The organism is Cobetia sp. BMC6, assembly GCF_029991385.1.
Classification (GTDB): Bacteria; Pseudomonadota; Gammaproteobacteria; order Pseudomonadales; family Halomonadaceae; genus Cobetia.
Window position 1 is genome coordinate 253,911 of record NZ_JAKUMF010000003.1, and the last position, 12,613, is coordinate 266,523.

General features: G+C 63.5%; 10 protein-coding genes. 1 reads left to right on the forward strand and 9 read right to left on the reverse strand.

From position 1 onward, the window contains the following. Positions 1 to 152 precede the first annotated feature (152 nt). Complete coding sequence (locus MKZ40_RS08525; protein ID WP_175088802.1) at positions 153 to 476, forward strand: hypothetical protein; 324 nt, start codon at positions 153 to 155, stop codon at positions 474 to 476. Between the two features lie 132 nt (positions 477 to 608). On the opposite strand, the gene MKZ40_RS08530 is transcribed toward MKZ40_RS08525, so the two are convergent. The 9 genes from MKZ40_RS08530 to MKZ40_RS08570 form a co-directional block, all read right to left on the reverse strand. Then, positions 609 to 1,997 (reverse strand): GntP family permease, encoded by a 1,389-nt coding sequence (locus MKZ40_RS08530; RefSeq protein ID WP_175088801.1) that lies wholly within the window; start codon positions 1,995 to 1,997, stop codon positions 609 to 611. Between the two features lie 507 nt (positions 1,998 to 2,504). Further along, positions 2,505 to 4,493, reverse strand: a complete 1,989-nt coding sequence (locus MKZ40_RS08535; RefSeq protein WP_175088800.1) for a beta-galactosidase — start codon at positions 4,491 to 4,493, stop codon at positions 2,505 to 2,507. A gap of 70 nt (positions 4,494 to 4,563) precedes the next feature. Then, on the reverse strand, positions 4,564 to 6,786 hold the full coding sequence (locus MKZ40_RS08540) for an alpha-galactosidase (protein ID WP_175088799.1): 2,223 nt from the start codon (positions 6,784 to 6,786) through the stop codon (positions 4,564 to 4,566). A gap of 44 nt (positions 6,787 to 6,830) precedes the next feature. Continuing rightward, complete coding sequence (locus tag MKZ40_RS08545) at positions 6,831 to 7,757, reverse strand: SMP-30/gluconolactonase/LRE family protein (RefSeq protein WP_225346691.1); 927 nt, start codon at positions 7,755 to 7,757, stop codon at positions 6,831 to 6,833. Positions 7,758 to 7,829: 72 nt separating this feature from the next. Further along, positions 7,830 to 8,444, reverse strand: coding sequence for a 2-dehydro-3-deoxy-6-phosphogalactonate aldolase (locus MKZ40_RS08550; protein ID WP_175088798.1), 615 nt, complete (start codon positions 8,442 to 8,444; stop codon positions 7,830 to 7,832). A 96-nt stretch (positions 8,445 to 8,540) separates the two neighbouring features. Next, positions 8,541 to 9,575: a 2-dehydro-3-deoxygalactonokinase gene (locus MKZ40_RS08555; RefSeq protein WP_175088797.1), complete on the reverse strand. Its 1,035-nt coding sequence runs from the start codon at positions 9,573 to 9,575 to the stop codon at positions 8,541 to 8,543. Further along, positions 9,572 to 10,369: an SDR family oxidoreductase gene (locus tag MKZ40_RS08560; protein ID WP_175088796.1), complete on the reverse strand. Its 798-nt coding sequence runs from the start codon at positions 10,367 to 10,369 to the stop codon at positions 9,572 to 9,574. The genes MKZ40_RS08555 and MKZ40_RS08560 overlap by 4 nt, the downstream gene beginning before the upstream one ends. 96 nt (positions 10,370 to 10,465) lie before the next feature. Then, positions 10,466 to 11,614 (reverse strand): galactonate dehydratase, encoded by a 1,149-nt coding sequence (gene dgoD, locus MKZ40_RS08565; RefSeq protein WP_175088795.1) that lies wholly within the window; start codon positions 11,612 to 11,614, stop codon positions 10,466 to 10,468. 97 nt (positions 11,615 to 11,711) lie between these two features. Further along, a complete protein-coding gene (locus tag MKZ40_RS08570) occupies positions 11,712 to 12,509 on the reverse strand; it encodes a FadR/GntR family transcriptional regulator (protein WP_225346689.1) in 798 nt (265 codons plus the stop codon). Between the last annotated feature and the right edge of the window lie 104 nt (positions 12,510 to 12,613).

Consider the following 12,613-nt stretch of genomic DNA (forward strand, 5'->3'; position numbering starts at 1 on the left):
ATATAGAGTTGATAACCGGTTGAAGGATGTTGTTTGCAGGTTTTATTAAAATATATGCATAAATCAGCCGGAAGTACATCCTGTGCGCTATGATAAGTGGCAAAGCTCAAAAATGAGCAAAAACGATGAGCGCCTTGATGCAGGAGAGAGCCATGGCTTTCATGAATGATATTACTCACAGCGGGCGCAATGTTCCCGAACGCTTTCGGCGTGTCACCTTCACGACACAATACCTGCATGAGTTGAATCTCTATGTACTGCCGACCAGCGAGGTATTGTTGCGCATCTCTCAGGCGGGCGAGGACCTCATGCTGCTGCAGTTCGATGATGAGTTTCATGCCGAATTCATCGCCTCGCGTATCGTCGAGTGGGTCGCCGAGAATCCAGGCACCGACCGCGATGACCTTACGCTCTGGATAAAGACGCGTGCACGTCATGAGACGCTGAACCCGAAGCGGGCTCACCACGTCTACTGAGGTGTCAGCGCATTGCTGGCGTGATTGCTCAACAAGAAGGCCACCCGAATGGGTGGCCTTCTTGTCATTGTATTGGTGTCACTTTGCTCCGCTTATGGCCAGTAGCTTAAACGGTTCAAAAGCTGTTACGGCTCAGAAACTGCCGACCAGGCTGCCCAGGGTCACGACGGCAATCAGGGCCAGCATCGGGAAGGCGACCGTCATCATGAACATCTGGCCGTAGGATTGGCGGTGAGTCAGCTTGCAGATCGCCAGCAGGGTGATGACCGCTCCGGAATGCGGCAAGGTGTCCATGCTGCCCGCCGCCAGCGCCGCCACGCGGTGCATCAGTTCCAGGTCGATGCCGGCATTGACGGCCATCTCGCGGTAGGTTTCGCCTAGAGTCGACAGCGCGATGCTCATGCCGCCGGATGACGAGCCGGTGATGCCGGCCAGCACATTGACTGCCACCGCTTCCGAGATCAGCGGGTTGCCCGGATACAGGCCGAGCACCGCCTCCTTGACCATCGCGAAACCGGCCAGGCTGGCGATCACCGCGCCATATCCCACCTCTGAGGCGGTATTGAAGACCGGCAGCATGGCGCCAAAGCAGCCATTGTTGACGGTGGTCTTCAGGTCGGCCCACTGCTTCCAACGTGAGATGACCAGCCAGGTGGAGGCCAAGGCCAGCGCGATCAGGATCGACCACATGCCGGTGGCGCCCGCCGGGTCAAGCTCCGGGAAGGCCTCGCTCAGGTAGGAGAAATCGATGCGCGGGAAGACGAGATAGGTCATCAGGGCGTTCAGGCCGATGACCATCACCAGCGGAATCAGCGCCGTGATCATGCCCATCTGTGCGGTGGGCGCCATGGATTCCTCCAGCGCTTCGTCCTTGTGAACTCCGTAGCCTTCCCCCTGTGCCTGAGCCTTGCTGGCACGTCCCTTCAGCCACCAGGTACCCAGCCCTAGCATGATCAGGCCTGCGATGATGCCCAGGCCTGGCGCTGCAAAGCTGTTGGTCTGGAAGTAGGGGATCGGGATGGCGTTCTGGATGGCAGGTGTGCCGGGGAGTGCCGTCATGGTGAAAGTGAAGGAGCCGAGGGCGATGGCCGCGGGCAGCAGTCGCTTGGGCGTGCCGGTGCGCTGGAAGAGCTGAGCGCCAATCGGGTAGACGGCGAAGGCGACCACGAACAGCGAGACGCCCCCATAGGTGAGCAGTGCACAGGCCAGGACCACAGTCAGGATCACATGGCGTGTGCCTAGGCGTTTGACCAGGCCTTCGGAGATGGCATGCGCGGCCCCGGAATCGGCCATCAGTTGACCGAATAGGGCACCGAGGATGAACAGCGGGAAGAACTTTGCCAGATAGCCGCCCAGCTGACTCATGAAGGTCACGGTGTAGCTGGGCAGCAGGGCGGCTGCATCTCCTGACAGGACGACGGCGAGGGCGGCCATCAGAGGGGCAAGCAAGAGAACGGTGATACCGCGGTAGGCCAGGAACATCAGCAGCCCGAGCGATATCAGAATGGCAAGAATACTCATGGGGGTATCTCGTAGTTGGCGTTATCGTAGTCGTGGGTCGTCTGCCATTGACGACGGTTGTCCTGTTTACAGGTGCGTGGCCTGTTGTTTTTGCTATTTATTGGCTTATATACAGAGACATCCAGCACACTAGAGATTGTCTGACATGAGAACAATGCGCCTTAAGTGGCAGCGCTGTGCGGTCAGCAAGCACTCAAGGGCAAACTCCATCTGGCCTTGCGCAGTGAAAAGAGAGGTCGTTTTACATCAAAATATATACCGTTATCTTCATTCTGCTTTATTTTGACGATAAGACAGCCTCAGTCATCCGGTAAGCAGGGGGGGGGGTCAGCACGTGTTGTAGTCACTCATGAAGCCTGCAGACCCAGAATAGCTATCCAAAAAAGCGGCGCCCGAAGGCGCCGCGACAAGTGATCGAACAGTCTGCCGGTCGCGAAATCCGAGAGATGTCCTGCTTTCAAGCAAAGTCGATTTTCGCGTTGAATGAGTGGGCAGGAGCCGCCGCACTCAGGGGCGCTTTTCGTCACTGAACCAGATACAGACGTCAGCGGGTGCCAGCACCCGGCTACCGGCCAGCAGCCCGCTGTCATTGACGAGGCCTTCCGGCAGCCAGCGCGGCTCGGGGGCATAGTTGAAGGCGAAGTTCAGCGGCCCGCGCCGCCTCAGGCGCACGCCGTCGGGCAGGGCATGAGTGGTGATGCCGCAGGCCTGACACTCCGCCTGCAGAATCGCCACCAGAGTGTCTTCACTCAACCAGGCGGTCAGATAGCTGACACCGCGCTGATGCAGGATGGCGGGTTCGCCATCCTCGAAGCGCGTTACCACCTGGGCACTGGTGCGCTGATGGTCGAGCAGGTCGCGCCAGCGCAGGGCATGGCCGTGTGCACCGTTGCTCAACATGACGGCCGGCTTGGCACCTGGCCGCAGGCCGTCGACTCGATCGACCGTGACGCCAGCCAGCTCGCTGAGTGCGCCGGGTGCCAACTGCGCGGGTATCTGAAACTCCGGCGTGCGCGAGCCGGAGCGTGCGCCGATCACCACGCGACTGCCTGAATCGCGCGCCGTGCTAAGACGCGCCGCCAGTGCCTCATCGGCAATTACCTGACAGGGCAGCACAATCAGTGAATAGCCAGAAAGCGCATCGCGCGGTGAGACAATATCGACATCAAGCCCGAGCCGCCGCAGCGCGCTGTACCAGCTCAGGTACAGTTCGAGCGGGTTGAAGTTCTCGGCGTGAGGCTGGATCTGACAGGCCCAGATGGAGGCGTAATCGAACATCAGGGCGGCGGGCGCCTGCTGGGCAGACGCCGAGTCATGTTCCGCGAGTGTCGCCAGTTCATCGCGCACCTGCAAGAGCTCCGGCCAGGCCGAGGCGGGCGAGCCATCCGGGCGCAGCAGGCCAGCGTGCATCTGCTCCTGGGCGAAGGGCGCCTGACGCCAGCGGAAGTAGGAAACGACTTCGGCGCCATGCGCGAAGGCTTCGTGGCTCCACAGTCGCACCATGCCGGGCAAGGGCGCGGCGTTGCTGATCGCCCAGTTGACCGGGCCCGGCTGCTGCTCCATCACCCACCAGCGGCCCTTGCACATGGCGCGGTAGAGGTCGTGATGGAAGCCGGCAAAGTCCGGATGACCTTGCTGGCGATAATGGGCCTTGGTGGCGTCGTCGTGGGCGCCGCGCTCCAGAAAGCCCAGCGGGTAGCTGTCCCAGCTGGCGATATCCAGGTCCCGGGCGACATCGAAGTGATCGAATTCGGTGAACAGGCCCATGAAGTTGTGCACGATATCGCCGCTGACACCCGCGGCACGCAGGGTGTCGACCTGCAGGCGGTTGTATTCGACCACCATGTCGGAGCAGAAGCGTCGATAATCGAGCACGATGGCCGGATGCGGCTCGGTCACGGTGCCGACGGGCGCCTCGACCTGGGAGAACTCGCTGACTTCCATGCTCCAGAACACCGTGCCCCAGGCCTCATTGAGGGCCTCGACCGTGCCATAGCGCGCCTCGAGCCATTGGGGGAAGCGGGCGCGGGCCGCTGCGGAGTAACTGAGGATGGTGTCATGGCAGCCGTACTCGTTGTCGGTCTGCCAGGCGATGACCGCGGGATGGTGGGCGTAGCGCTCGCCCATCAGGCGCACGATGCGCTCGCTCAAGGTGCGGAACGTCGGCGAAGAGAAGCAGTAGTGACGACGCGAGCCATAGCCGCGTGTGTCGCCATTCTCATCGACGGCCAGAATTTCCGGATGAGCATCCACCAGCCACTTGGGCGGTGTCGCCGTGGGCGTGCCCATCACGATCTTGAGACCAGCCGCCGCCAGAACCTCGACGGCCTCATCCAGCCACTCGAAGCGCAGGTCACCCGCGCTGGGCTCCAGGCGACTCCAGGCGAATTCTCCGATACGCACGACACGAACGCCGGCTTCCATCATGTCGCGAGCATCCTGCGGCCAGCGATCACGTGGCCAGTGTTCCGGGTAATAACAGACACCGAGCTGCATGGGGTTCATCCTTGATGCTGAAAGTGGGGAGCGAGCGCGTCGCATGCAATGACATCCTGCGTGGCACGCGTCATGGCGCTACCGCATGGAGGTGAATCAGGATTGCCTGGTCGGGGTCCAGCACCGGCAGGGCGAGGCCTTCTCGCATCAGGTACTCACCGGAGACGACGACCGGCTCGCCGGCCTGTTGTCGGCTGATCCAGGCGGGCAGCTGTTTCATGCGTCGCTCCGGGTGCTCCGGCAGTTCCAGCAGCTCGAGCCGGTAGGCCGTGTCGGCTTGCAGGCCGGCCAGCGGCTGGGCGGCGGGCACGGCGTGGCGTGGCATGGCCAGCTGGCTGATGCTGAACAGGGCCTGCTGCCCATCCTGACTGACCACGCCATGGGCATGCTGATCGTCATCCAGGCAATCCAGACGCCAGCTGACACCGTTGTGCAGCAGGCCACGCAGCGCCTTGTAGCGCGCTATCCAGCCGCCCAGCTCACGGCGCTCTGCCTGGCCGAGCTGGCTGACATCCAGCTCCAGTCCCAGATGACCGAACAGCGCCGTGGAGGCACGGAAGGCGAGCGACGTGCGTCGCGAGGTGGTATGGGCGTGTTGCGGGCCGATATGCGCACCCAGAAGCTCCGGCGGCAGCACGCGACTGGCCCCGCGCTGGATATGCGTGCGCTCGTGGGGATCGTTGCAGTCAGACGTCCAGACGCGATGGGTGTGCCGCAGAATGCCGTGATCGGTGCGCGCGCCGCCCGAGGCGCAGCTCTCGATCTCGACGCCGGGATGCGCCTTTCGCAGGCGGGCCAGCAGCGAGTAGAGCGCGCTGACCTGGGCATGGGCGGCAGGCTTTCCGCGTCCTTCCTCCGACTGGCCGCCCGCGTGGGTCAGGTCGCGATTCATGTCCCATTTCAGATACTTGATCGGGTAGTCGCTGAGCAGCGCATCGAGGCGCGCAAACAGGTAGTCACAGACCTCGCGGCGAGTCAGATCCAGCACGCATTGATAACGTCCCAGCGGCTGCTCGCGCCCCTCCAGCCCGAGAATCCAATCCGGATGGGTGCGGAAGAGTTCACTGTCCGGGTTGACCATCTCGGGCTCGACCCACAAGCCGAATTCCATACCGTGCGCCTGCACGGACTCGATCAGCGGCCCCAGCCCCTGCGGGTACTTGTCGGAATCCAGATACCAGTCGCCAAGGGCGGCGCGCTCGCCACTCCGGCCGACGAACCAGCCATCATCGAGCACGAAACGCTCGGCACCCACCTCACCGGCAGCAACGACCAACTCCTCGAGACGCGCCGCATCGTGATCGAAATAGAGTGCTTCCCAGGTGTTGACGTGTACCGGACGCGGCTTGTCGGCCACCGGCCAGTCAAGCCGCGCGCGCAGGGTGCGATGCATGCGCTGGCTAGCGCCATTGATACCTCTATCCGACCAGGCCATCACCACTTCCGGGGTGGCCACGCTGTGGCCGGCGGCCAGCATCTGCTCGCCAGGCAGTAGCAGGGCACCCATCTGCAATTGAGTGCTGCCATCAAATTGACGCTCGATCAATGCGCGATGATTGCCACTCCACGCCAGATGCGCGGTGATGACTTCGCCACGCTGCTCGCTGAAACCTGGCGTGCCGGTGATCAGCGTCGGCACGCGTTGATGCGAGCTGCGGCCGCGACGGTTCTCGAGCGTGAAGGTGCCTTCGCTGAGACGATGACGCGTCTCGGTGAATTCCTGCACCCAGCGGCCGCCGAAGCTCAGGCACTCCTCGAAGCGGACTGGCAGCGGCAGGCAGGCGGCCGCCAGCCACTCGAGCCGATAGGGCGCGGATGACTGATTGGTCAGGGTCGTCTGCTGGCGCAATACGCCCTCGCGGGTAACGGTCAGCGCCAGCAATACTTCCAGCTCACTCAGGCTGTCGCGAAGCGTCAGGCGGGCGTGAGCGCCGGAGGCATCCGTCGAGCAGGCCACATCGCTCAGGCGCATCGCCGTCAGCCAGTCGCGGCCTTCGCGGTCACCGATCAGCGCGGGATAGCCGGCAAAGCCGAGCCCGGCATCATTGAACAGGGTATTGGGCGGCAGCTGATCCAGGCTGGCCTGGGGCGTGGCGGCAGCGCTCATCAGGCGGTGCTGGTCCGGATTGATGGGCGCGATGCGCCCGAAATGGGCCAGCTTGAGCAGGCCATCGGCGAGATCCAGCTGTAGCTGGATGCCATCGGCACTCAGGCTCAACCACTGCTGATCGCTTGACCAGGTCGCGTCAGGCGCAGCCGGAGGTCGGGAGGATGGGGCGTCTGCGGTCATCATGAGGGGTCCAGAAATAAAGAAAGATCAGAGAGGGAGTGGCGGTGTCAGCCCAGCACCAGTGGTAGCTCTGCTAGTCCCTTGAAGCCGTGTGCTGACAGGTTCAGCGTGAAGAGATCACCATCGCCCGCCGCATGAACCGGCGTGGCCATGCCTTCATGCGCCGTGGTGACATACAGCGTGTTCAGCCCTTCGCCACCGAAAAGTGGGCACGAAGGCTGACTGACCGGCAGCGCTACATGGGCGATTTCCTTGCCGTCGTGGTTCAGCCTTGCCACGCGGCCGGCCCCCCAGAGCGCGATCCACATATGGCCTTCGGCATCGATCACGGCGCCATCCGGGCCACCACCGGCATCCCGCAGATCGGCCCAGACTTCGGGGGCGTTGTATTCACCTGCTGACTTGAGTGGCCAGCCATCGGCGTCCAGCTGCCAGCGCATCACCTGACCGGTAACGGTGTCGGTGAAATAAGCAAAGCGGCCATCCGGCGAGAAGCACAGCGCATTGGGAATAGTCAGCCCCTCGAGTACGCGGGTCAGCTCTCCGCGATGCAGTCGATAGAGGCTGCCAGCGCCGGACTCGGCGTTGCAGCCCATGCTCGACAGCCACAGACTGCCGTGGCGATCGACCCGCGCATCATTGCTGCGCGTGGCCGGCGCCGCGTCCGCCTCGAAGGGCATGAAATCCTCCACGGCGCCGGTCTCGGGGGTGTAGCGCGAGAGCATTCCCTGGCCGACCAGCAGGTAATCGCCGTCTTGGGTAACGGCTGCGTAGGAGGTGCGGCGCGCCAGCTGAGTGATGACGTGATCACTGCCGTCCGCGGCCGCGTGATGCAGCTCGCCGGCGAGGATGTTCAGCCAGCGCACCCGGGCAGGTAGGGTGCTTGTCGCGGGCGTCCAGCCCGGCCCTTCGCCCAGCTCGCAGCCACTGGCGACGAGGCGACTGGCAGTGCCAAGGCATGGGGATGACATCATCTGCTGCTCCTTTGCGATATCCGTGCTCTGTTCGTTGTCTCGTCACTCTTGCGGCGGCGTGACTTGTCGCTATCAGTCTGCCGCCAGCCATGCCGCGACCAGCGTGCGGGCACGTTCACCCACTTCGGCCGCGCTCAGGCCGGGCGTGTAGATGGCCGTGCCGAGGCCGGCGCCGTGGACACCCGCCGCACGCCATTCGGCGAAGTTGTCACTGCCGATGCCGCCGACGGCATAAAGCTCGATGTCCTTGGGCAACACGGCCAGCATGGCCTTCATGTTGACGATGCCGACCTGAGTCGCCGGGAACAGCTTGAGGCCCGAGGCGCCGGCAGTGAGAGCCGCGAAGGCTTCCGTCGGCGTGACGATGCCGGGCAGCGAGACCATCTCCAGGCGGCGGCTTTCGCGGATGACGTCGACATCGGCATTGGGCGAGACGATCAGACGGCCGCCGGCGGAGTGCACATCGCGTACCTGCTGTGGGATCAGCACGGTGCCGGCACCGATCAGGATCTTGCCGTCATGCGCGCGCTCGCAGTGCTCGACCAGCGCGGCGATGCTCTCCAGCGGTTGTGGGGAGTTGAGCGGGACTTCGATGCGGGTGATGCCGGCGGCGATGATCTCGTCGGCGATGGCGATGACGTCTTGCGGTGTCACACCGCGCAGTATGGCGACCAGAGGCAGGCTCATGGCAATCTCCAGAAATGGGTCTATTTGAAGAGGAGCTGTGTGAACAAGGGCTGTGTGAAGAGAGAAATGCTGTCTGGCAATGCCAGAAATGCTCAATCAATGGCTCACAGAGGCATGTTTTGATGACAAGCCACGGTCTGATGATGACTGCGTGGATGATCGTCCACGCCGGATGCGTCCGAGCCCTGCCAGAATCATGTCGGCGTTGGCCGCGGTGGTGACCTGATAGCCCAGATGCTCCAGCGCGACCTGATAGCGCTGGCATAGCACGGCGTCGCCGATCAGGGTGATGGTGGTGTGATCTGAAAGCTCCGCAGTAGCGCCCGCCAGCTCAAGTCCCAGCACCAGGCCTGACAGGCGTGCACCGAGCATCGCCTTGCGAGCGTCACTCTGAGGCAGAGATGTATCGAGCAGATCGCGGGCACGAATGCCGAACAGTTGCGCGGTGGTGCGCTCCGGGGCAGCAAGCGCTGTATCGATGCCCTCCAGATAGGCATCGCGCTGGGTGGCGTCGGTGAGATCTCCAGCAGCGACGGAGTGCTTGAGCACCGAATCCTGACTGAGCAGCTTGTAGAGTTCGCCGCTCATGAAGGTGCTGAAGCCGGTAATGTCGCCATTGACGAGATGCGCCCACTTGGCGTGGGTGCCGGGCAGGCACACCGCACCGCTGTAGCCGGGCTGGGCGGCGACAAGGCCCGCCAGCTGGGTCTCCTCGCCACGCATGACATCGTAGGTCGGCTGCTGCTGACAGAGGCCCGGCACGATGGCGACGGCAAGGCGGCTGTCGCGCGTCGTGACATGGGTCAGTCGCTCACCGAGGGCAGCAAGCACATCACGGGAAGGCGTCTTGTCTGCGGGCAGCGGCAGGTAAGCCGCCTCCTGCCAGCCCTGACGCGCGCCGGCCATGCCACAGATCAGTACCGGTACGGGTGCCGTCGCATCATCCGGCAGCCAGTCATTGATCAGCACGCGCAGCACATCCTCGAACTCATCCGCCGCCAGTCCCAGCATGCCGCGGGCACTGCTGGCCTGAGCGATGACCTCATCTTCGTCAGTGACGGCCCAGGCGCGCAGATTGCTGGAGCCCCAATCGACGGCGATCCAGGCCGGCGTGACGCTGACGCCGCTCACACTCGGCCTCCGTCTACCACCATCGGCTGGCCGGTCATCATGCGCGAGGCGCTGGAGGCCAGGAACAGGCACGGATTGATCATGTCCTCGACCGGAATGGCCTCTTTCAGGCACTGCTGATCAATGCACTCGTTCAGGTCCTTGTCGTTGACCCACAGCTCACGCTGACGCTCCGTCATCACCCAGCCCGGAATCAGGCAGTTGACGCGAATGGCGTCCGGGCCCAGCTCACGTGCCAGTGCCTTGGTCATGCCCATGATGCCGGCCTTGGCGGTCACGTAGGTCGGGTAGCCGCCCAGTCCCAGCATGTAGCTGTTGGAGGACAGATTGATGATGGCGCCGCCACCCAACGCGCGCATGTCGGGGGCGACGGCCTGGGCAGTGAAGAATTGCGGGCGCAGGTTGGTGGCGATGGATTCATCCCACTGTTCCACCGTCCACTCATCCAGCGTATGACGGGTGTCACGCGCGGCGTTGTTGACCAGTACATTGATCAAGCCGTGGGCCTCACGCGCCTGAGCGACGGCGGCCTGCAGTGCCTCGATGTCCTGGATGTTGCAGGGGATGAACAGCGGACGATTGGCGTAGCGAGCTTCCATGGCGTCACAGAATTCGCTGGCATCGGACAGGCCGACGAAGGCGACCTTGGCGCCCTGGGCGAGGAAGCCTTCGGTCAGCGCGGCGCCGATGCCGGAGCCACCTCCGGTGATGAAGACGCTGGCGCCTTCGAGGTCCGGGTAGCGAAAGTCGGCGAAGGCGGAGCCTTCAGACGTGGATGATGTGGTACGAGTCATGTCGAATCCTTCCTTGAGCGTGACAGGCCTTCGGCGGAAGGCCTGTCCTGGCATGGCGTCTAGGTTGTCAGCGGGTGCGTTGCGGCTTGCTCGGCATTACCACTCGGCGACGGAGCCGTCTTCGTGGGTCCACAGCGGGTTGCGCCAGCGATGGCCGACCTTGGCACGCTCCTCGACGAAGGCTTCGTCGATCTCGACGCCCAGCCCCGGGCCCTGCGGAATGGCGCAGAAGCCGTCCTTGATTGCCAGCGCATCCTTGTCGACCAGGTAATCCAGTACGTCGTTGTCCTTGTTGTAGTGGATTCCCATGCTCTGTTCCTGGATGAAGGCGTTGTGACACACCGCGTCCAGTTGCAGCGAGGCCGCCAGCGTCAGCGGGCCGAGCGGGCAGTGCGGGGCCAGCGCCACATCGTAAGCCGAGGCCAGGGTGGCGATCTTCAGGCCTTCGCTGATGCCGCCACAGTGGGAAAGATCCGGCTGGATGATGTCGACCATGCCGTCCGCCAGCAGATCGCGGAACTGGAAGCGGGTGTGCAGGCGCTCGCCGGTGGCGATGGACGTCGCGATGCCTTCGGCGATGTGCTTGAGCGACGGCAGGTGCTCAGGCGCGACCGGTTCCTCGATGAACATCGGGTGGAACTGCTCCAGCTCACGCAGCAACGCCTTGGCCATCGGGCGATGCACGCGACCATGGAAGTCGATGCCGATGCCGACATCCGCACCGACCGCATCACGGGCCTCGGCGACACGTGCCACGGCGTCATCGATCTTCTTGTGCGAATCGACGATCTGCATCTCCGGCGTGCCATTCATCTTGAAGGCGGTGAAGCCCTGATCGACCAGCGCCTTGGCGCCTGCGCCGACATCTGACGGGCGGTCACCGCCGGTCCAGGCATACATGCGCATCTTGTCGCGCACCGGGCCGCCGAGCAGCTGATGCACGGGCACTCCCAGATCACGGCCCTTCAGGTCCCACAGCGCCTGATCGATGCCGGCGATGGCAGACATCAGGATCGGGCCACCACGGTAGAAGCCCGCGCGGTACATCACGTTCCACAGGTGCTCGATATTGCGCGGGTCCTGACCGACCAGATAATCGGACAGCTCGTGCACGGCGGCCTCGACCGTCGCGGCGCGGCCCTCGATGACCGGTTCGCCCCAGCCATAGCAGCCTTCATCGGTCTCGATCTTGAGAAAAAGCCAGCGCGGCGGAACTTGCCAGGTCTTGAGTCGGGTGATTTTCACGGATGCATCCTTGTTGAGAATGGGCGTTTGAACGAGGCTCAGCGCCAGGCGAAGCGGGTGGTGGAATCGGTCGTCATCAGCTGACGCCCGATCAGCATCAGAAGCGGCGGTGTCCCAGCTGTGGGTGGTCAGGTGAGAAGCCGAGATCGCGCGCTGCGGTCTCCAGCACGCGCTCGGCACAGGTGCGTGCCATCTCGGGCTGGCGCAGGCGAATGGCCTCCATCACCGCGCGGTGACGATCGAGGCTGGCGCGATGATGGCTGTGATCATGCTGCTGCGCGGACTGCTGGGTACTGTGGATCAGTTGGCTGATGGCAGGGCGCAGCAGGCTGCCAAGTTGTGTCCACACCAGATTGTGCGTGGCGTGGTAGATGGCTTCGTGGAAGGCGACATCGTGCTCGGCGTGCGCCTCACGCGAGCTGTCATTGGCGGTATTGACCATGCCTTCGAAGGCGCGCTCCAGGCGCGCGAGGTCCTGGGCGTTGGCCTTCATTGCGGCCAGCGCACTGACATAGGGCTCGACGGACAGGCGGAAGGCGTAGATCTCGCGCATCAGGTCCGGGTTGATACCGTCGAGACCGCTGACCCAATGGCTCATCAGCGGATCCAGCAGCTGCCATTCGCTCATCTCGCGCACGATGGTGCCACGCCCGGCGGTACGTTCCAGCAGCCCGGCGCTCACCAGCTGAGCCAGGGCGTTGCGAACACGGTTGCGGCTGGCGTCGAAGCGCTGGCAGAGGTCCAGTTCACGCGGAAAGCTGTCACCGGGGCCGAAGCTGCCCGCGAGAATTTCCCGCGCCATGCAGGTGGCAATGGCCTCCATGCTGCGCGGGGTCGCGTCGTTCGCCGAGGCGCTGTCAGTGGCGAGTGAGGCTGCCGCCAGAGAGTCGGTCATTGAGATGCCTGTCGTGAGAGGATGGTCAGGAGAGTCACTGCATCGCATCGCCTTCGAGCGCGGCGCTGACGCATGAGGTTCCGAGCATCAGGATAAATGTCTGA